The 20922-nt window shown below is 61.7% G+C and carries 19 protein-coding genes; 7 read left to right on the forward strand and 12 right to left on the reverse strand.

The genetic code is table 11. The annotated features are described in order from the left end of the window. Window positions 1-4: 4 nt before the first annotated feature. The 11 genes from AC5ZG5_RS04500 to AC5ZG5_RS04550 all read right to left on the reverse strand — a co-directional run bounded on the left by AC5ZG5_RS04500 (window position 5) and on the right by AC5ZG5_RS04550 (window position 12579). Complete coding sequence (locus AC5ZG5_RS04500; RefSeq protein ID WP_456641177.1) at window positions 5-973, reverse strand: ABC transporter permease; 969 nt, start codon at window positions 971-973, stop codon at window positions 5-7. A 16-nt stretch (window positions 974-989) separates the two neighbouring features. Then, window positions 990-2594 carry an ABC transporter substrate-binding protein gene (locus AC5ZG5_RS04505; protein WP_456641178.1) on the reverse strand — a complete coding sequence of 535 codons (1605 nt, stop codon included), beginning with the start codon at window positions 2592-2594 and terminating at the stop codon, window positions 990-992. Window positions 2595-2662: 68 nt separating this feature from the next. Beyond that, window positions 2663-3097 (reverse strand): PaaI family thioesterase, encoded by a 435-nt coding sequence (locus tag AC5ZG5_RS04510; protein WP_028161989.1) that lies wholly within the window; start codon window positions 3095-3097, stop codon window positions 2663-2665. Then, a complete protein-coding gene (locus AC5ZG5_RS04515) occupies window positions 3094-4107 on the reverse strand; it encodes a quinone oxidoreductase family protein (protein ID WP_456641179.1) in 1014 nt (337 codons plus the stop codon). The genes AC5ZG5_RS04510 and AC5ZG5_RS04515 overlap by 4 nt, the downstream gene beginning before the upstream one ends. A gap of 19 nt (window positions 4108-4126) precedes the next feature. Next, window positions 4127-5239 carry a M14 family metallopeptidase gene (locus tag AC5ZG5_RS04520; protein WP_456641180.1) on the reverse strand — a complete coding sequence of 371 codons (1113 nt, stop codon included), beginning with the start codon at window positions 5237-5239 and terminating at the stop codon, window positions 4127-4129. Continuing rightward, window positions 5236-6090, reverse strand: a complete 855-nt coding sequence (locus AC5ZG5_RS04525; RefSeq protein ID WP_456641181.1) for a VOC family protein — start codon at window positions 6088-6090, stop codon at window positions 5236-5238. The genes AC5ZG5_RS04520 and AC5ZG5_RS04525 overlap by 4 nt, the downstream gene beginning before the upstream one ends. 63 nt (window positions 6091-6153) lie before the next feature. Beyond that, the gene (locus AC5ZG5_RS04530; protein WP_456641182.1) at window positions 6154-6888 is read right to left on the reverse strand and encodes an aspartate/glutamate racemase family protein; all 735 of its coding nucleotides are present in this window, start codon (window positions 6886-6888) and stop codon (window positions 6154-6156) included. Between the two features lie 317 nt (window positions 6889-7205). Then, entirely contained in the window at window positions 7206-7880 is a 675-nt protein-coding gene (locus AC5ZG5_RS04535) for an FMN-binding negative transcriptional regulator (protein ID WP_130222778.1), read from the reverse strand. A 14-nt stretch (window positions 7881-7894) separates the two neighbouring features. Then, the gene (locus AC5ZG5_RS04540) at window positions 7895-9577 is read right to left on the reverse strand and encodes a hydantoinase B/oxoprolinase family protein (RefSeq protein WP_456641183.1); all 1683 of its coding nucleotides are present in this window, start codon (window positions 9575-9577) and stop codon (window positions 7895-7897) included. Further along, window positions 9577-11574 carry a hydantoinase/oxoprolinase family protein gene (locus tag AC5ZG5_RS04545; RefSeq protein ID WP_456641184.1) on the reverse strand — a complete coding sequence of 666 codons (1998 nt, stop codon included), beginning with the start codon at window positions 11572-11574 and terminating at the stop codon, window positions 9577-9579. Before AC5ZG5_RS04545 ends, AC5ZG5_RS04540 begins: the two co-directional genes overlap by 1 nt. Before the next feature lie 27 nt (window positions 11575-11601). Further along, a complete protein-coding gene (locus AC5ZG5_RS04550) occupies window positions 11602-12579 on the reverse strand; it encodes a Bug family tripartite tricarboxylate transporter substrate binding protein (protein WP_456641185.1) in 978 nt (325 codons plus the stop codon). A gap of 79 nt (window positions 12580-12658) precedes the next feature. Between AC5ZG5_RS04550 and AC5ZG5_RS04555 the strand changes: the two genes are divergently transcribed. From AC5ZG5_RS04555 to AC5ZG5_RS04585, 7 genes are all read left to right on the forward strand, one after another. Then, window positions 12659-13579: a LysR family transcriptional regulator gene (locus AC5ZG5_RS04555; protein WP_456641186.1), complete on the forward strand. Its 921-nt coding sequence runs from the start codon at window positions 12659-12661 to the stop codon at window positions 13577-13579. A gap of 187 nt (window positions 13580-13766) precedes the next feature. After that, on the forward strand, window positions 13767-13949 hold the full coding sequence (locus AC5ZG5_RS04560; RefSeq protein ID WP_130222768.1) for a hypothetical protein: 183 nt from the start codon (window positions 13767-13769) through the stop codon (window positions 13947-13949). Further along, window positions 13946-15226, forward strand: coding sequence for an alkaline phosphatase family protein (locus AC5ZG5_RS04565; protein WP_456641187.1), 1281 nt, complete (start codon window positions 13946-13948; stop codon window positions 15224-15226). The genes AC5ZG5_RS04560 and AC5ZG5_RS04565 overlap by 4 nt, the downstream gene beginning before the upstream one ends. Next, window positions 15219-16334: an ABC transporter ATP-binding protein gene (locus AC5ZG5_RS04570; RefSeq protein ID WP_456641188.1), complete on the forward strand. Its 1116-nt coding sequence runs from the start codon at window positions 15219-15221 to the stop codon at window positions 16332-16334. Before AC5ZG5_RS04565 ends, AC5ZG5_RS04570 begins: the two co-directional genes overlap by 8 nt. Then, a complete protein-coding gene (locus AC5ZG5_RS04575; RefSeq protein ID WP_456641189.1) occupies window positions 16331-17263 on the forward strand; it encodes a carbohydrate ABC transporter permease in 933 nt (310 codons plus the stop codon). The genes AC5ZG5_RS04570 and AC5ZG5_RS04575 overlap by 4 nt, the downstream gene beginning before the upstream one ends. Beyond that, the gene (locus AC5ZG5_RS04580; protein ID WP_456641190.1) at window positions 17260-18102 is read left to right on the forward strand and encodes a carbohydrate ABC transporter permease; all 843 of its coding nucleotides are present in this window, start codon (window positions 17260-17262) and stop codon (window positions 18100-18102) included. Before AC5ZG5_RS04575 ends, AC5ZG5_RS04580 begins: the two co-directional genes overlap by 4 nt. A gap of 15 nt (window positions 18103-18117) precedes the next feature. Next, a complete protein-coding gene (locus tag AC5ZG5_RS04585) occupies window positions 18118-19407 on the forward strand; it encodes an ABC transporter substrate-binding protein (RefSeq protein WP_456641191.1) in 1290 nt (429 codons plus the stop codon). 492 nt (window positions 19408-19899) lie between these two features. Here the strand turns inward: AC5ZG5_RS04585 and AC5ZG5_RS04590 are convergent, their stop codons facing one another. Further along, entirely contained in the window at window positions 19900-20877 is a 978-nt protein-coding gene (locus tag AC5ZG5_RS04590) for a dipeptidase (protein ID WP_456641192.1), read from the reverse strand. Between the last annotated feature and the right edge of the window lie 45 nt (window positions 20878-20922).

Below are 20922 nucleotides of genomic sequence, written 5' to 3' on the forward strand. Positions count from 1 at the left end.
CCGCCTACCTCGCCCGGATGCGCGGGTCGAGCCGCAGATAGAGCAAGTCAACGGTTGCGTTGGCGACCGCCACGAGCAGCGAGCCAAGCACGAGTACGCCAAGCACCATCGGAAAATTCCGGCTCATCACGCTGTCGAACAGCAGGCTGCCGATGCCAGGCCAACTGAACACAGCCTCGATCACGACGGAGCCGCCCAGGATGGTGCCGAGCTGCAGGCCGAGCAGCGTCACGATCGGAAGCAACGCGTTGCGCATGACATGCGCGAGCACAACGCGTGCCGGCGAGAGCCCCTTGGCGCGCGCAGTGCGGACGAAGTCGAGCCGGAACACCTCCAGCATCGAGGCCCGCATCACCCGCGCATAGGTTGCGGCATAGAACAACCCGAGCGCCGTCGCGGGGAGCACTAGGTGGTGCATGACATCGAGCGCATCGGCGAACGCGCCGTTGCCGGCTCCGATCGTCCGCATGCCTCCGACCGGAAACCAGCCGAGTTTGACTGCGAACAGCACCGTCATCATGATGCCGAGCCAGAAGCTTGGCGCGGCGAAGAAGAACACTGCGGCAAGCGAGATCAAATTGTCCCAGATCGTGTTGACCTTGACGGACGCCAGCACGCCCGCCGTGACGCCCACCAGCAGTGCCACCGAAGTAGCCGCCAGCATCAGGATCACAGTGGCCGGCAGCTGGTCCATGATCACGTTGAGGACCGGCGCATTCTGCCGGTAGGAGAAGCCGAGATCGAGCCGCATCACCGACCAGATATACTTCGCGAGCTGTACCCAGGTCGGTTGGTCGACGCCGTAGGTGTGACGGAGCTGATCCAGCATCGCCGGATCGGAGATCTGCTGCTCGGCAGTCATGACGTCGAACAGGCTGCCCGGCGCGAGATGGATCAGCACAAAGTTGAGCACGATCACCGCCAGGACTAGCGGGATTACCTGAGCCAATCGGCGAAGCACGATGCGGTTCAAGTCGATGCTCCCTTATCTAGCGATCGAGCCAGAGTTCGGCCCAGCTTTCCCCCATGAAGTCGGCGGTAGCGGAATGATTGCGGACGTCCGATCGGACGATCGTCACTGGCTCCAGATCGACCATGGGAAGCAGCGGAGCCTCTATCGTGGCCAGGCGATCGAAATCCTTGGCCAGCGCGATGCGCTTCGGCTCATCGGTCTCGACCGTCATCTTGGCCACGATCTCGTCGAGCTTCGGATTGGAATAGCCGGTGGCGTTGCGGAACGCCGCACCCTTCACGATGCCGTCGGTGGTGTAATATTGCGTCGTGCTCGGGATCAGCTCGACGCTCCCGGAATTGTTGGAGATCGCGACGTCATAGTCGTAGTCGCTGTAGATCCGCTTGAGCGAGGTAGCACGATCCGGCACCGCGAGATCCACGGTGATATCGAGGTCCTCGAACGCCTGCTTCACATATTGGCCGATCTTGATGTTCTCCTCGAACCAGCCAGCTGAAACCAGGCTGAGCTTGAAGCGCGAGCCGCCCTTCACCGGGAAACCTGCAGCATCCAGAATCTTCCCTGCTTTCTTGACGTCGAACGGATAGTCCTGGACGTCCTTGGTGAAGAAGATGGAATTCGAGCTCGCCACCGCGCCGATCGAGGGACGGGCGCGGCCGAAGAACACCGTATCGGCGATGAACTGCCGGTCTATCGCCTGCATCAGGGCCTGCCGCACCTCCTGATTCTTGAAGATCTCGCGGCGCTGGTTGAACTCGATCGTCGTCACCCAGGCCGAGTTCGAATAACCCTTGGTCTCGGCAACGAACTTGCCGCCGGAGGTGAGCCGCGCGATGTCCGGCATCGGGATCGGATTGAAGGTGCCGATGTCGAGCTGGCCCGCCTCGAAAGCAGCAGCCCGTGACGCCGGATCGCGCCACCAGCGGATGACCAGGCGGTCGAGGTACGGCAGTCCCGGATTCCAGTATTTCTCGTTGCGCAGATACTCGACATGGCTGCCACGCACCCATTCCTTGACTTTGAACGGGCCCGTACCAATAGGCGCGTTGTTGATCGGATTGGTGATGATGTTGCTGCCGGCATAGATATGCTTCGGGATCACCAAGCCGGATTTGCCGGCGAGCACGGATTTAAGGAAGAACTCCGGGACCGGCGCCTTGAACTTCAGCACCACCGTGAGCGGGTCGGTGGCCTCAGCGCCTTCGAGCGCGTCGAGCGAGACGCCGGCCGAGATCGGCTTCCAATACTGCATCGCGTTGAAAACGACATCCTCGGCAGTGAAGGGGTTGCCGTCATGCCAGGTGACGCCCTCGCGCAGCTTGATCGTATAGCTCTTGAAGTCGGCCGATGGCTTGATGTCGACGGCCAGCACCGGCTCGAACTTCAGATCGACCGTCAGGCGGATCAGACGCTCCAGCACCTTGGTCGAGGTGAAGTATGGGCTTGAGCCACCGCCCGGCGGTACGAACAGGGATTGCGGCTCGAAGCCGCCCCAGGTGCCGATCAGCGTACCGCCACGCTTTGGTGTTTCCAGCCCGGCCAGCGCAGGTCCGGCCATGCCTGATGCGAGCGCGGCACCCGCCGTGGTGATCAGAAAGTCACGTCTTGAAAACCTGCTCATCGTGTGGCCCCTCTATGATTGCGTCGAACGGGCTCTTATTGCAGCGCCCGTTTGCCCCGTTCCCGCTGTTACTTTGCATCCAGCGTCGAATAGGTGCCCCTTCCGATCGCGAGCAGTGAGCCTTTCTCGTCGAACACGTCGACATCAGCGACGCCGACGCTCTTGCCGGCGCGGCGCACGCGTGACACTGCAACCAGCGCCGTATCGACCGCAGGCTTGAGATAGTCGACGCGGAAATTGACGGTCGGCAGGCCCCGTCCGACCATCATGCCAACGGCAAAATCGCCGACAGTGTCGATGACAGAAGCGATGACGCCGCCGTGCCACTGCTTCGAGCCGGGACGACGCTCGAATTCCGGACGCATCGCCGAGCGCATGGTGACTTCCTGCTTGACCGGATCGGCGTCAATGACGGTCAGGCCGAGGAACAGATTGAACGGCGAGACATCCAGCATCTTCTGGATGTCGGCGGCCGTAAGGGTCGTGACTTCTGTCTTGCTCACGGCGTCACCACGACTTTGCCGAACACCGCCCGATCTTCGATCACGCGCACGGCTTCCTTGGCCTGTTCGAGCGGATAGGACTTGTCGATCAGGACCTGCAGCTTGCCGGCCTGCACCAGGTCGAACAGCTTTTCGATGTCCTCGCGCTCCCAGCCGTTGGAGCCGAGGACCTGTAGCTCGAAGGTCCATATGAAACGGATGTCCTCGGTCGGCGCATACCCGGCCGTGGCGCCACAGGTCAGCAGACGGCCTCCCAGCTTCAGGCAGCGAAGCGATTTCACCCAGGTGTCGCCTCCGGTAAAATTGACGACGACGTCGACGCCGCCGCCTTCGACGAACCGCCGGCGATGCGGCTTGCCGTGGCGCTCGAAGACTGCCTTCATGAAATCGGTCTGCGTGTAGAGAATGATTTCGTCGGCGCCGAGCTCCTTGAGCCGCCGCCCCTTCTCCTCGCTGCCAGCACAAGCGATTACATAGGCGCCCGCCAGTTTAGCGAGTTGCACGCAGCAGACGCCGACACCACCGCTCGCGCCAAGGATCAGCACTTTTTCGCCCGGCTTGATCTTGCCGATGGTGTTCATCATGCGGATCGCAGTGCCGTAAGCCACCGGCAGCGCCGCCGCCTGCTCGAAGCCGACATTGTCGGGAATCCTGACCAATTGGTGCGCCTTGGCCCGGCAATATTCTGCGAGGCCCCCGTCCTGGGTCTCGCCCATCAGGCCGCCCTCGACGCGGTTGACCGGATCGATCAGTACGCGATCGCCGACCTTCCAGCCGGTGACGCCCGGGCCAAGCTCCGCGATCTCGCCGACCACATCGAGGCCGATGATGACCGGCAGCGGCACCTTGATGCCGGGCATGCCGCGGCGGGTGAACACATCGTGGTAGTTGATCGAGGAGGCCTTGACCCGTACGACGACATCACCCTCCGCCGCCTTCGGCGTTGGATAATCCGGCACGAATTGAAGCTTGTCGTTGTCGCCATGTTCGCGAAGGATTACGGCACGCATCTTGTCATTCAGCTCCGTGTTAGGCCGCCGCGGCAAGCGACCAGGTCGCCAGTCCGTCGATCGCCTGTTGAGTTATCGAGATCGCCTGTTCGGTGGTCTGCTCGCGCCAATTGGCCGATACCGGCACGAAGCAGTCGTGAAGATCGGCTCTCAAGAGCCGCACCCGTTCGCTGTCGCGTTCGGCCTTGAACTTGAGCCATAGATCGAGTTGCAGCGCGCGGCGGACATGGACGCCGCGGGTGCCGAACTCGACGACCGCGCCGACCATCGGCCGGCGGCCGAGGAATGTCGTCAGGCCGTGGAACACCAGCCCTTGATAGTTCGGCCGCGCCATATTGTGTGGCCGCTGGCCGATGATCCGCTCCTTGCCCCACCAGCGCACGGCCTCGGCGTGCAGCGGACCGTTTTCGTCGTTGAAGCAAAGGAAGAACGATTCGGCCCAGCCCCCGATCCCGGTATGCCAATCGATAAAACCGACACGTTCAGCCTTGCCGAGATGATCGATGACGATCTTCTCCAGCGTAACGTTCGACCACTCGCGAGCGACGCCGCCGAAATTATTGCCATTGGGAAAGTCATACTGCCCGCTCGCCAGCACATTGAACAATGCATCATCGCCATGCGCGGCACGAAAACGATCGAGCGCTGCGGCATAGGCTTGAAGGGCGGGCGGCGTCCAATCGTCCGGGACCAGATCCGGGTACAGCGTTGCGTAGCCGGGATTGGCAGGATGCGGCGCCTCGTGATCGACAAAATTGCGGTTGAGATCGACGTTATTCTCGGTCGTGCGAGTGCCCCACGCGAAACCATAGGGATTGATCGCATGCACCAGCAACACGGAGACACGAGGCGGCAGCGCGCGCCCTTGAGCGCTTTTCATCCAGGCGATCTGTGCCGCAGAGCCGCTGAGACCTTCAAGGCCGTGCGTACCGCTGATCACGATCAACTGCGACGGGGCGGCGGCATCGCCGAGCCGCGCGACGTCGACCACGAGATCCTGGCCGTCAGGCGTCTTTAGGGTCGGATGACGATAGTCGGAAAGCGCGCCACCCAGTTCGGCCGCAGTCGCGCGGAACTTGGCGCGGGCGCCCGCATAGTCCAAGGCGAAGCTCTCGGTGAAATCGATCATCATGGCGCCGTGAACCCGAGCGCCACATTGGCTGCGTCGGCATGGCTGACGATGATCCCGTCGACATAGGGCCGGTAACCGATCCCCGACCTCTCGAACACCGTCCGCGCAGCCTCGAGCGAAGGCACCTTGAACACCAGGGCGACCATACGATCCGAGCCGTTCTCGTCGACCAGCGCTGCGCCGGCATAGCGTTCGGCAACTGCCGACGGCTCCAGTACACGGATGATGGCGGTGCCGGCACGGAACGATACGCCGCCAGGTACCTCAGTGAGCAAAGGCGCGCCGAACACCCGCTCGTACAGGGCAGCGGTGCGCGACGGCGCTTTCGACGCGATGACGAATTCGACGATGTCGGTGACACCGTTCGGGTGCGCACGCCATTCCGATCGGTAGACCAGTTCCGGAGTATCGTGGTGGCAGAAGAAAGTGCGGCCGTTTTGCACCTCTTCGCCGCTGACGCGAACCACCCTGAAGCGCGCGTCCTGCGCACCACCTGGAAGCGACACCGGGCGCGAAAAGCTCATCGGCTCTTCCGCTGGAATGCCGCGCTGTTTCAAGGCGGCAAAGACAAGGTCGGGGTCGACCGATTTGAACACCAGCCCGGTCAACCCGGGCGGATGTGCCCACAGGTCGGCGCGCCTGGTCTCGTTCCCCGGCAGATATCCCAGCAGTTCCAGGTAGTTCTCGCCAAAGATCGCGAGGTTATTGCTCGAGCCGAGCGAATGATGACCACGTTCCGTCAGTTTGAAGCCGAGCCGGTCATATTGCGCGGCCGCCTCGTCGAGCTTCCCCATCACGCTAATGACGGCGTGATCGAGAACGGGCTTCACTGCATCGATAGTCAGAGCCATTTCACTCACTTCCTTACAAACCTACTCGCGGCTCGCTGATTTTCAGGCAAGATCGGTGCCACTTCAGGATTGCACTCCCTGCGCTGCACGCGGATGAGACGCTTGTTTCGTCATGGAGAAATCCACGGCAGCGTCGGCGTGCAGCATCGTCGAGTCGAACACTGGAAGATCAATGTGTTGCGGTCCGACCAACAGACAGATTTCGGTACAACCGAGGATCACGCTGTCGGCACCGTTTAACTTTCCGCGCGCGATAACATCGAGGTAGCGGCGGCGCGACCGCTCGCTGACGACGCCTTGGCATAGCTCATCGAAGATGATGTCATGGACGGCGATGCGATCTGCTTCGTCGGGAATGATCGGATCGAGCGCAAACTGCTCGCGCAGCCGCTGCACATAAAAGTCCTGTTCCATGGTGTAGCGTGTCGCCAGCAGCAACGGGCGCTTGCATCCGCCGGCCTTGATCGCGCTGGCGGTAACGTCGGCGATATGCAACAGCGGGATCGATACCGCCCGCTGCACCTCGTCCGCGAGCTTGTGCATGGTGTTGGTGCAGATCAGGAGGCAGCCGGCGCCGCCCTCCTCCAGCTCGCGGGCGATATTTGCAAGAATCCTGCAGGCTTCGTCCCAGCGTCCCCGCTTCTGCAGGTTGACGATGGCATCGAAATCGACCGACCTCATCAGGATTTCGGCGGAGTGAAGCCCGCCCAACCGGGTTCGGACCTGTTCATTGAGCCGTCGATAATAGACGGCGGTACTCTCCCAACTCATTCCGCCGATCAAGCCAATCGTTCGCATTTCCTGTTGCTCGCTCCACGCGACATTTCTGCCTTGTGGAAAGACTAGCAACGCCGTTGCGCAATTCGGTTGCGTATCGAGGACTTATAGGAGCTTCGAGCTGAAAATAGACTTCATAGTTCGAGCGAGTTCTGGAATAGGATTTCACAATCTTGGGGCGTCCCGAGTTGGACATGCTGCGGGACTCATTATTCGCTATTCGATGTCCTCAGCGCGACAACCTGTCTTCCGTACGGATTGATCGACGGTTCTTCCGTCTGCTCGTCGAGGCTTAGTCGTTGGCGACGGACCCGTGGTCGTTCAGGGCGAGCTCGGCACTAGCCCTTTGAATAATTGTCAAGAATGTCGTTAGCCGGGCGATCACCCTGCACCGAGAGCGTCTCAGCCATCAGTCCCGCGATCTGTCGGGCATCATCCTTGCCGGTCTCGATGAGCCCCGCGATGGCGCCGCGCTTGTCGGCGTCACTGTAGTGCCGCTTGATGTTGAATTTGGGTTCGAGCCGCGTCACTGCCATCGAGAACCCAACGATGTGCGGCATCAAGGCGGCGCGGCGCTGCGGGCTGTAGTCCGCGATCGACCACTGGGTGGGAAAGCGGCTTTCATTGACACGCACCAGGTCATCGACAACCTGATCGAGCCCAGCGCGGTCGAGCAGGCGGACGTCACCATGGGCATGGACCACCGCATACGACCAGCTCGGCGCCGCCGGACATTCCTTCGTGTACCACTGAGCCGACACGTACGCATTCGGGCCGTTGAAGACGAACACCGCCTTCGGCTGGCGCTCCAGCGATTTCCAATGCTCGTTGGCGCGCGCGACATGACCGCGGATGTGGGTTACCGCACCGTGTTTCACATCAACCAGCACCGGGATGTGGGAGAAATGCAACTCACCGTTTTCGGTCGAAACCAGAAGCGCGAAGCCGAGCTCCGACATAAGGTCGATAGCAGCAGCGTCGGTCGTCAGAGTGCGTTCGGGACGGTAGAACATGCGAGACCCTCCGGTCAGGCAACGTGCGCGGGCTTGAAAGCCTGAGGGTAATGTCTTATCGCAAACTCCGTGGTGATCAGCCCCTGCTCGAGGTCACGCTCAACGAGTTCGACCGGGCGCTTCGCAGGATCGCCCCAGCCGGCGCCGCCGCCGACGGTGAGCTGAACGATATCCCCTTTCTGCAGGGTCATGACCGCGGTGGTTGGCAAGTCGATGACGTCTTTGCCACGGATCACCTTCAACGATGCGAGGGCTCCATCGGCACCGCCCATCCTGCCGCGTGCCGGATAGAGGAAGTGCTCCGAGTAGTAGCTGAGGACGACGTTATCCTCCAGCACCTGGATGGCGCGGGTAAAGCCTAGACCACCGCGCCATTCCCCCGCGCCACCGGAATTCGGAACAAGGCCATAACGCAGCATGCGGATATGAGGGTGGATCTGCTCAATCGATTCGATCGGCGTATTGCGGCTCGACGACAAGACGCCGGCGAGCGCGTGCGCGCCGTCGTAGTCCGGCGCACCGCCATAGCCGCCGCCAAGCACGTCCGCGTAGATGCGGGTGCCGCCGTTCGGCCGCTCCTGCACGAGGTAAAGGCCGGTGGTGGAATTGAAGCCCTGCGCGGGAACGCGATCCGGAATCGCCTTTCCGAGCGCCTCATGTATCGCATCAAGCACGCGATAGGACACGGCGATGCGGGCACGCACCGGTCGGCCGGGCGTCGGATTGACGATCGTGCCCTCGGGCAGTCTGATATCAATCAGACGATTGCAGGCATCGTTGGCAGGAATGTCCTTGTCAGCAAGCAGGCAGCGAACAGCCGAGATCGCCGCAGCGATCGACGAGGATTTCGAGCTGTTGAACATGCTGTGCACCTCCGGCGCCGTACCGGCGAAGTCCAGCACCATGGCTCCGTCACCGACCGTAACGGCCGCAACGACCTTTAGCGGAGTATCGCCACGTACGTCCGCGTCGATCCAGGCCTCGCCGGTCCACGTTCCGTTCGGAATCGTCGCGATGGCCGCCCGCATGCGGCGCTCCGTATAATCGAGCGTCTCTGCCATCGCGCGGACCACCAGATCGTATCCGTGACGTTTGGCGAGTTGCTGGAGACGCTCTATGCCGGTCCGATTGGCGGCAATCTGAGCGTAGAAGTCGCCGCGGCCGACTTCTGGCGTCCGAACGTTGGCGAAGATCAGGCGGTCGATCGCGCCGCCCATCAGGTCCCTTTCGACATCGATCAGCAGCGGCGGAATGACAATGCCTTCCTGCAGCAATTCGGTCGCATCAATGTTGATTCCGGCGCCGCCGCCTCCGACGTCGAGATGATGCGCCGTATTGCCGACCCATCCGATCAGGACCTCATCGGCGAACACCGGCTGGAAGATGATGAAGTCGTTGAGATGCTGGCCGCCGGCATAGGGATCGTTGAGCAGGATCGCGGAGTTGGGCCCGATCCCGGAGATGTCGAGTTGCGCGACCGACGCCCTGAACGCTTCGCTCAACCCGCCATTGTGGATCGGGATCATTTCGGCCTGCGACACCACGTTGCCGCGCGCGTCAAGGATCGCGGTCGAGCAGTCGCGGGCTTCGCGAACGATGGTCGAGAACGCAGAGCGGACAAGAATCGCGCCCATCTCGTTCGCGATTGCACGGATCGCGTTGGCGAGGATCGCGAGCTTGGTCTGTTCGTCGAACATCACTTTTTCTCCAGCAGCAGATCGCCGCTCTCGCAGCAGCGCGCTATCCAGCCCGGTGGCACCAGTGTCGTGGTCGTCGGCTCTTCGACAATAACCGGGCCCGTGATTGTCTCGCCGAAGTCAAGGTCAGAACGATCCATGAAGGTCGCGGTAATGGATTTGCCCTGTAGGACGATGCCGCACGTCTCGCGCGTACCGTTCCGACCAGGATCTCCCTTGGGAGTAACAACGTTGAGCTTGTTCTTGCGGGTAAGCCGCGCCCGCGCATTGACGATCTGAACCGGCAGGTTCGATCGCGTGTAGCCGTAGCGCTCGCGGTGCAGGCTCTCGAAAACGGCACGCAATTCCGACGGGCTTGCCCGTGCCACGTCCGTCCAGACCGTCAACTCGAATCCCTGGCCCATGTAGCGCAGATCGAGTCCCATTTGGACGTCGTAGCCGCCAGCGGCCAAGCCGAGGCTCGCGGCATAGCCGTCACATGTCGCGGCCAGATCGGCTACGCCGATCTCGGCGAGCGATTCGGCGGTCAAGGGCTGCAATCTCGCCTTGATGAAGTCGACTTTGAGGTCGGCGATCAGCAGGCCGAAAGCGCTGGTGATGCCCGGCGACCACGGAACAAGAACGCGGTTCATGCCGACCTCGTCCGCCACTGTCGCGGCGTGCAGCGGGCCGCCACCGCCATAAGCCACGAGCGTGAAGTCACGCGGATCGATGCCCCGCGCGGTCGAGACAAGACGAACCGCTGCCGCCATGTTGCTGTTGACCATCTGCAACACGGCATCTGCCTTATGCCTGAGGTCGCCCGGCACCTTCAGCGACGCGAATGCATTTTTCGCGGCCTCGACATCGAGCTTCATCTTGCCTGCAAAGAAGTGCGATGACCGGAGCAGTCCGGCGATCAACTGCGCGTCTGTCACGGTCGGCAGCTTGCCGCCGCGGCCGTAGCATGCCGGTCCTGGTTCGGCTCCTGCACTGGCCGGCCCGACATTGAGGAAGCCGCCGGAATCAAGCGCCGCGATGCTACCGCCGCCGGCGCCGACCGTGACCATGTCAAGCGCGGTCGTGCGGATCGGCAGGTCGTCGACCATAAGCTCTTGTACGACCCGCGGCTCCAGCATGGGCGCGACCGCCACATCCGTGCTGGTACCCCCCATATCGATCGTGATGATGTCTTTGATGCCGTTGCGGCGTGCGAACCATGCGGCGGCCTGAACTCCTGCGGCCGGCCCCGACAGCAGCATGCGCACGGCGTTGTCGCCCGCCGCTTCCGCCGGCATGATGCCGCCATTCGACTGCATGATCTGCAAGCCGCTGCTGCAGCCGCGATCGGTCAAACCGCGATCCAGCCGATCAACGTAGTCAACGACCACCGGGGAGACGAAGGAATTGACCACCGTCGTCACGGTGCGCTCGTATTCACGGAATTCAGGCGATACGCGGCTCGAACAGCCGACGCGCGTTGTGGGGCTCATCGAGAGAATGAGTTCGCGCAAACGATCCTCGTGAACGCCATTGCGGTAGGCGTGCAACAGGCAGATCGCAATCGACGTCACGCCGCTGTCGAGGAGGAACTGGATTTCCTGTTGTGCCACCTCTTCATCGAGGGCCTCGACCACATTGCCGCGCCCGTCGATGCGTTCAGGAATCTCGCGGATGAAGCGCCGCTCTACCGGTGCGCGGGGTTTGTGATAGAAAGCCGTATAGATGTTGCCAACGCGATCGTGCAGGCCGATTTCGGTGATGTCGCGAAAGCCTTTGGTGGTAAGAAGCCCGGTGCGCGCGCCGCGCCGCGTGATCAGCGCGTTGGTGGCGATCGTCGAGCCGTGCGAGAAGCGCGTCACCTCCTTTAACCGCACGGCAGCCTGATCGACCGCGTTCTCAACTGCCTTGTGGACCTGGCTCGGTGTCGATGGAACCTTGCCGACGGAGACCACGCCTTTCTCGTCCACCCAGACGAGGTCCGTAAATGTCCCGCCAATTTCGACGCCAACCTGCATTCTTCACCCCGTTCGATTTGAAGTCGCTCAAGACCGCAGAAGGCCGGCGCGGCGGATCTTCTCACGTTCGATCTCGAAGTTCTTCCTGATCACCTCGCCAAAATCGGCGCCATCTCGATATTGGATCGACTGCCCGTACTTTTCCTGGATCGCGACATGTTGCGGATCAAAAAGCGCCAGTTTGAACGCGTCGTGCAGCCGCTGGACCACCTCCTGTGGCATTCCCTTTGGACCAATCAAGCCGTTCGGACTCGCTGCGGTCACATCGTAGCCGAGATCGTAGAGGGTCGGCGCGTCAGGCCAACGCTTCAACCGCTCGTCAGAGAAGACCGCGAGCCAGCGCGCCTGCCCGTTGTCGACCAGATCGCCGAGGATCGTGCCGCCCGCGTGGGCGTCGATGTGGGCGCCGAGCAAGGCGGCGATGCCCTCGGAGTCTCCTTTGAACGGCACATGGATCAGCTTGATCTTCTCGATGTCGGCGACCTGGACCATCGCGAGGTTCTGCGCGGTCGCCGGACCGTTCGTCCCATAGTTGACTTCCTCGGGCCGCTTGCGGGCCTCGGCGATAAAGTCGCCCCAGGTCTTGAACGGTGAATCCTGGCGAACGACCATGCCGACGTTGAAAGCGCCGATCTGGATGATCGGCGTGAAATCCTGCAACGCGTCATAGGGCGTCTTCTGCATGAGTTGGACTCGCAGAACCGCCGAATGAGTGACCGCGATACGGTAGCCATCGGGCGACGCCGACAGCATCGCAACCGCACCTAGCGTGGCACTGGCCCCCGGACGATTTTCCACGACGATCGGCTGGCCGAGGTGCCCTGCCGCGGCAGTCGCCAGTACGCGGAACGTGGTATCGGCCGTTCCGCCGGCCGGAAACGGAACGATCAGCGTGACAGGCCGCGACGGGAACTTATCGTTCGCCCACGATCTCCTGGGCCACGACGCGGCCAGGGACAGCGCACCCACACCGCCCAACCACGACCTGCGAGACAGTCCGACCATGGTGACCCCTGCTCCCTACGATTTGTGAAGGAAGCTTACTTGCGGGCCACAAATCTGATAAATCGAAAGATCATAATGATTGATCGATTCTATGAATATAACGAGCCAGGACCTCCATATCTTCCTCACCCTCGCTCAGGAAAAAAACTTCACCCGGGCGGCCGCGCGATGCGGGCTGTCGCAGTCGGCGTTCAGCACCCGCATTTCGTCGCTCGAACACGCGTTGGGAGCCAAGCTGTTCGACCGGACCACACGCAGGGTCGAAATGACTCCCGATGGTGAGGTCTTCGAGCCTTTCGCTCATCAGTTGCACGCGGATTTGTCCGACGTTATTCAGATTTTCCGCGACCGGGCGGCGCGCCGCCGGGGCCGGGTGTCGATCGCGGCACTGCCATCGGTCTCTGCCGGTTGGATGCCGAAAATACTATCACGGTTTGCAACCCGGCATCCAAACGTTCAGTTGTCGCTGACCGATGCAATAGCGGAGACATGCGTATCATTGGTACGCAACGGCGACGTTGACTTTGCCCTGTCGACACTTGACGGTGCAGAGGACTTGGACGGGCAGGTCGTGGCAACCGATCACTTCTACCTCGTGTGCCGCAAAGACCATGAATTGCTGGCGAAAAAGAAGATCGCTGCCGCTGCCATCGCGTCGTATCCGTTTATTCACCTGACACGCAACAGTAGTGTTCGCCGCGCTCTCGATGCCGCCTTTGATCGCGTGAAACTAAAAGCCCATCTCGAAGCGAATTACATGGCGACGCTTGCCGGCATGGTGGAAGCGGGTCTGGGCATCACAATAGTTCCGTCGCTTAGCCTCCACCAGTTCGAGCGTCCGACACTTGGCGTCAGAGTTCTGCAAGCGCCACGGATCTCTCGTCCGATCTATCTGATCCGTCGGCGCGGTCGCACATTATCGGCAGCCGCTGAAGCACTCTTCAACGAGATCCGCCGGACGGACTTCGAAGAGCCTTCGATCACGCGCAAGCGCACCTAGGGCGAACGTAGTCTTAAACAATTGGTCCGGGCGCCACGTCGAGTTGCCTGGTCCGGCACATCCGTCTCCCTGCGACACGCTCCACATCGCAATTCGGCGCTCGGAACAAATGTACCTCATAAGTCACAAAAGTGTCGTCGACCTCCATTAGGAGTCGCCTCCTCTCAGGCGCAAACGATGGAACGACATGCAAAGTGGTGAACCGACGCCGATCCGGCTTGCTCAGGACGTAAACGGAAAACTCCGCGCGTGGCCCGAGCGGCCAAAGATGGCCAAACATCGGTTGAAAGCCGGTCGCACCAGCGACCCAGCACGGCTGCTGCGCGAATGTCGCGCCTCTTTCGTGCCGCTCAACGACGTGGATGCATGAACGTGCGCCGCGCCATCCTCGTCATCCTCGACGGCTTGCGCCGGGACCTCATCAGTCCCGAGACTACGCCGCACGTAGCCGCCTTCGCCGCGCACGCCGAGCAATTCTCAGACTACAGCACGGTCTTTCCTTCATGCACGCGCGTGGTCTCCGCCAGCCTCGCCACCGGCTGCCTGCCGGCGCACCACGGGCTCCAGGGCAACACCATGGTCCTCGTTGAAGACGGCCGCCTTGTGCGTCACGATGCGGGGCGGCCGGATTTTCTCCAGCACAAAAGACGTGTCACCGGACGGTCCCTTGGCGTTCCGACTCTTGCCGAGCGGCTGCGTGAGCACGGTGGTGCGGTGATCTTCAGCAACGTGTCGCCTGGTGCGGCCTATGCTCACGATCCCGACGGCCACGGACGCATCTATCATCGCGCCGGCTCGTTCGGGCGAGGCCGCATTCCCCTGCCCGAAGCTGAGCAGCTTCGCGTGAGCCTGGACGTGGCTGGCGATCGAGCCATGACCGAGCGTTTCATTGCGGAGACTGTGCTGACTGCGGGTCCTCCAGCCCTCACTCTGATGTGGCTGGGCGAACCCGACTCGTCCCAGCACGCACTGCCGCTGGGCTCGCCCGAACACCTGGCTGTCCTGACGGAAGCCGATCGGAACGCGAAGCGCGTCATGGACGCTGTGGCGCAATTGCCCGACCGTGAGGATGTGCTCTTTCTCCTTGGATCCGATCACGGTCATCAAACCGTGAGCGGCGTCATCCACATCGAGGCCGAGCTGGTCGCCGCCGGCCTCAAGGAAAGTCTCGATTCCGAGGAGGTGGTGGTCGCCTCCAACGGCACTTCGGCACTGATCTATCTTCACCCGGACGCCGCTCGGCGCGAGGCGGCGATTGCAAGCTTCCTGGCCAGCCAAGATTGGGCCGGCACCGTACTGACCAGGGCCGAGTTGAACCGTATTGGCCAGTCCACCGACAACGGACTCGCCTGTGCCGTCTCCATGCGCGAGACCGAGGCTACCAACGCTTTCGGCATCGTCGGGACAAGCTTTGCCGCTAAGCGTTCCGAAGGCAAGGAAGATGTCATCGGCGCAGGTCAGCACGGTGGGCTTGGGGCTGCCGAGCAGTCCCCTTTCCTGATGATCTCAGGTCCGGGCTTCTTGGCCGGAGCGGTGCGCTCCAAAGCAGCCTCGGTTATCGACATCGCGCCGACCATTCTTGCTCATCTCGGTCTGCCCGGCTCCGGCACAGACGGCAACGCGCTACAGCGAGGCGGCTGTGGCTGAGATCGAGCTGCGCGCCATCGAGAAGCGCTATGGCGAGGTGCCGGTCCTGAAGGGCGTCTCCCTGAAGATTCAGGACGGAGAATTCCTGACCCTGGTGGGACCGTCCGGCTGCGGCAAGTCCACCTTGCTGCGGATCATCGCCGGGCTCGAAGATCAAGACGCCGGCGAGGTGAGCGTGGGCGGCCGGACCGTGGATGGTGCCCGTCCAAAGGACCGCGACGTCGCCATGGTGTTTCAGTCCTACGCCCTCTATCCCCATCTCACCGTATTCGACAATATCGCGCTGCCATTGCGCACGCGGAGACTCTCCTTCGCACAGCGCCTGCCGCTCATCGGACGGCTGCTGCCGGGTCGCAGCGGCATCGAAAAAAACATTCGCATGGAGGTGGAGCAGGCCGCCGCCATGCTCGACGTGGCCCATTTGCTCCACCGCAAGCCCGGCCAGCTTTCCGGCGGGCAACGCCAGCGCGTCGCCCTCGGGCGCGCAATGGTGCGGCATCCCACCGTCTTCTTGATGGACGAGCCGCTATCCAATCTCGACGCCAAGCTCAGAGTGCAGATGCGCGCGGAAATCACCGCGCTGCACCGCCGCCTCGGCGTCACCTTCGTTTATGTCACGCACGACCAGTCGGAGGCCATGACGATGGCGGACCGCGTGGCCGTGGTGATCGGCGGCGAGCTGCTCCAGGTGGGCCCCCCAGAAGCGCTCTATCGCGACCCGCAGGATCTGAGGGTGGCCGAGATGATCGGCAGCCCCAAGATCAACGTGGTCGCTCGCGGCCATTGGGCGGACGATCGACCGATTCTGTCGGCAATCCTTGCACCGCAGACCAAGCACCTCGCATTTCGTCCTGAAGCAGCCGTCCTGACCACGCCAACCGCTGGCCTGCCCGGTGGCACCGTGACGGATCTTGAAAATCTCGGCTCGGATATCTTCGTGCATGTGGCGCTCCGCGACGGCTCAGAAACCGTCGTGATCCGCACCGCACCCGACGAACCGCGCCTTTCGCTCGGCCGCGCGGTTGGGCTCAAGGTCGATGCCGCGCGACTGCTGCAGTTCGATGAGGCTGGCAGACGCTGCGGCGATATCGAGCAGGTGGCAGCATGAGCGTGATGGCCTTGGCCCACCGCCGTGCTCGCCCGGCTGCCCGTCGTCGGCAGCATCAGGCTGCAGAGGCCACCGTCGGCTGGCTCGCCGTCTCGCCGGCCTTGATCCTGCTCATCTGCCTGCTCTTTGGCCCGGCCGCGGCGGTGATCCTGTTCTCTTTCACCGACTGGCAATTGGGCGCCAGCACCTTCCGTTTCGTCGGTACCGAGAATTTTGCAGCGTTGTGGGCGGACCCGCCCTTTTGGAAGGCCCTGATAAACACCTGCATCTATGTGGCTATCGTGGTGCCGGGGACGGTGGGGCTTGGCCTTGCCACAGCTCTGCTCATCGAAGCGAGCCCTGGCCTGCGCGGCTTCTATCGCGCGGTGCACTTTCTGCCAGTCATGTCCACCATGTCGGCCATGGCCGTGGTGTGGGGCACCATGCTTCATCCCAGCATCGGCCTGGTCAACCGGACGCTCGCCGTATTCGGCATGACCGGCATCAATTGGCTGCGGGACGAGCACACCGCGCTCCTCGCCGTCGCCCTTATTGGCATTTGGCAGGGTTTTGGCTTCGCCATGGTGCTCTTTGTCTCCGGCCTGAAGGCGGTGCCCCAGCAGCTCTACGATGCCGCTGCAGTCGATGGCGCGGACGGCCTCTTTGACCGGCTGCGCATCGTGACTCTCCCCATGTTGGGGCCGGTCACTATGTTCGTCATCGTCCTCACCGCAAGCCGCGCCTTTGAGGTGTTCGATAGCGTGCGCGTGCTCACCCAGGGCGGTCCGAATTACGCCTCCGAGGTTCTACTGAATCGGCTCTATTCCGAAAGCTTCGACTATCTGCGCACCGGATACGGCGCGGCCCTGACGGTGGTCTACCTTGCTATCGTGATCGCCCTCACGATTGCCCAGGCGCGGTTCATCGAACGCCGGGTGCACTATTCATGAGTGCACACCGCCCCCGACGCCGGCTCGCAGGTCGCATCGCGCGCCACGTCTTGCTCGTCGCTTCCGCAGCATTCGCGTTGCTGCCTTTCGTATGGATGGTCAGCTTATCCCTGAAGCCACCGGACGAAATCTTTCAACCCGACTTCCATCTTTGGCCCCAAACCTTCCACGGCGTCGAGAACTATCGCGTTGCGCTGACCGCAGCGCCGATGCTCCGCTTCCTGCTCAATGGCGTCTTCGTCTGCGCGGTCATCTTCGCGCTGCAGCTCGTGATCTGCGTGCCATGCGCCTACGCCCTTGCCAAGCTGCGCTTCCGCGGACGTGACACTTTGTTTTCTGCAGTGCTGGTTGGGCTTCTCGTGCCGCCGCAGGCCCTGGCCATTCCCCATTTTGTCCTGCTCCACGTCTTCGGGCTGCTCGACACCTACGCGGCTCTCATTCTTCCCTGGATCATCTCGGCCTTCGGCATCTTCCTGCTGCGCCAGTTCTTCCGATCCATCCCCGACGAGATCATCCACGCCGCCCGGCTCGATGGGCTCGGTGAGTTCGAGATCATCTGGCGCATCATGATGCCCATGAGTGCGCCCGCGCTCGCCGCCTTCGGCATCTTCTCGGTAGTGGCCCACTGGAATGACTTGTTCTGGCCACTCATCGCCGTGCGGAGCGAAGAAATCTCGACACCGGCGCTAGGCATTCTCCTGTTCCGCGATGACGAGGCCGGCCAATTCCTCGGCGCACTGATGGCCGGCGCCACGATCATCGTCGCCCCGCTGCTGCTCGCTTTCCTCTTCGCCCAGCGCCGCTTCATCGACGGGCTGGCGACCACCGCCATGAAGTAACCAAAGGACACCATCATGTTCGACAGATTGCTGCCGCGCCGCGTGTTGAGGGTCGTGGGTGCCACATTGCTGGCCGCCTTCGCGCTCACGCCCGCCCATGCCGAGCTAACGCTCGACGTGCTTTACACCACGCCGGGGACTTTCAACGCACTTCACCAGGAGCTGGCCAAGCGCTTCACCGAGACACATCCCGAGATCAAGGTAAAATTCCGCAACCCGGCGGCCGGCTACGAGGAGGGGGCACAGCAGATCCTGCGCGACCAGATCACCGGACGTCTTCCGGATATCGCCTTCAACGGCATCAACCAGATCGGCTTGTTCGTGGACCGCGGCCTCGGCGCGCCCCTCGATGCCTTTGTGGCGGCAGATGGTGGTCTCGACAAACTCGGCTACTACTCAACGCTCGCAGCGCTTGGCCAATGGAAAGGCAAGCTCTACGGTCTGCCTTTCGCGGTCTCGACACCGGTGCTCTACCTGAACGCCGACCTCGTGAAGAAGGCCGGCCTCGATCCGACTACGCTGCCCAAGTCCTGGCCCGAGCTCGTCGCCGCAGGTCAGAAAATTCAGGCCAGTGCCGGAGCCGGCGTGACGGGATTCTACTACCAATGGGACCAGACCGGAAACTGGCTGCTGCAGTCGCTCGTCACCAGCCGCGCTGGACGCATGCTGAAGGCCGACGGCTGCACGATCGCCTTCGATGACGATGCCGGCATGTGGGCGCTCAAGACCTTGGAGTCTTTTGGCAAGTCAGGAATGCCCAACTTCGGTATCAGCCAAGTGCGTCAGTCATTCGTCGCCGGCAGCGTCGCCATCCTCGTCGATTCCACGTCCTATGTCGCCGCAGCGGATCGCCAGATCGGCAACCGCTTTGATTTCAACACCGTCGCGTTTCCGTTGTCGGCACCCGACGGGAAGCTGCCTGCCGGCGGAAACGTCGCTATGGTCTTCGCGAAGGATGCCGAGCGGCAGAAGGCGGCGTGGGAGTATGTGAAGTTTGTCACCGGCCCGATCGGTCAGACGCTCATGGTGAACTATACCGGTTACATGCCCGGCAATGAGATTGCAGTGAAGTCACCCGAGCTCCTCGGGTCATTCTATGCCAAGAACCCCAACCACATGACCAGCATTCATCAACTGCCAGTGCTGACGGATTGGGCGTCCTTTCCGGGTGGAAATTCGCTGAAGATCATCGAAGTGATCAAGAACCACACCGAAAGCCTGGTGACGGGCAAGCGTTCCGCCGCGGAAGTGATGCCCAGCCTGGTGCAGGATGTGAACGGCCTCATGCCCAAATGCGGCGGCTAGAGCAACTTCGGTTCTGATTGAATCAGAACCGAAGTTCTGGATTCTTGTCTTGACGCGTTTTCTGCGCAGATAAGTCTACGCAATCTGCGTACACTTGATTGCTACGCGAACCGATGTCCACCTCGGATCAAGTCCGAGGGCATGCTTGGCTCGAAAACGCTCTAAAGCCAAGAATGTGTCAGGCAAGAATGAGAAGCTATCGCCCTCTTCCAACTCGGCCGTCCTTCTCGCTATGAACCGGACCATGTTCGTCAATTTTAGCGTCGAGACCGGTACGATCAAGGCAGTCAAGAACCCCATCGCTTTGTTTCATTCCCGTGGGCAGCGAGACCTGCGCACCGTCGGGACAGATGTGGAAATCGCTGACGTCTCCTTGGAACCTAAGCGATGCCCTCAACTGCGTGAACCAGTTCCTCATGGAAGGCGCCCTCAACAAACCGGCGTGCACAAGTGGTGGCAAGCAATTACTATGCGAATTCGTATGCAGGCGATCTAGGCGCCCCAGACTTCGCGCAAGACCGACAGCCAGTTTTCTCCGATCACGCCCTCGATTTTGCTTGAATTCCAGCCGCGTTTCTCCATCGCGGCCGTGAGATTTGGCCAATCACCGATGGTACGCATGCCCTGCGGATTGATCACGCTCCCGAAGTCCGTGAGCTTGCGTCCGTATCCTTTGTCGTGCGTGATCCAATCGAAGAAGGGCTGCCCGTAGCCTTGAGTGAAGTCGGTCCCAATGCCGACGTTTCGCTCGCCGCAGATGTCGATGACGTATTCGATCGCCTCGACGTAATCGTCTACTGATGCTTCAGCCCCGCGTTTAAGGAAGGGAGGAAACATCGTAACGCCGACGAACCCGCCGCGATCGGCGATGAACTTCAGTTGCTCATCGCTCTTGTTGCGCGGATGGGACTTAAGCCCGGCGGGCAGACAGTGCGAGTAGGTCACGGGCTTCTTGGAAGCAAGGATCACGTCTGTGCTCGTCTGAGGACCGACATGCGAGAGGTCGCACAGGATGCCAAGCCGGTTCATCTCGGCAACCACCTCGTGTCCAAAGTCGGACAGCCCACCGTCCTTGCTTTCATAACAGCCGGTGCCCACGAGGTTCTGGGTGTTGTAGGCCATCTGAATGATGCCAACGCCGAGCTCCTTGAAGAGGCTGAGATAGCCGATCTGATCCTCTATACCGGTGATATTCTGCCACCCCAGTATGATCCCGGTTCTGCCTTCCTTTTTCGCAGCCATGATGTCCTGGGTTGTATAGACCTGCTTGATCAGATCGCCATGTTCGCGGAACCAGTGTTTCCACTGCATCACGTTCCGCATCGTCTCGGTGAACCCCTCCCAAATGCAGCACGTGCAATTGGCGGCCGTAAGCCCTCCCTTTCGCATATCCTCGAATATATCCCGGCCAAAATTGGAGATGATCAGACCGTCAATGACGATCGAGCGGTCGTGCAGTTGCGACGACATATTCTTGTTCTCCTGACGCAAATCGATGTTCGAACGCCGGGCAGC

The organism is Bradyrhizobium sp. Ses1, assembly GCF_059512365.1.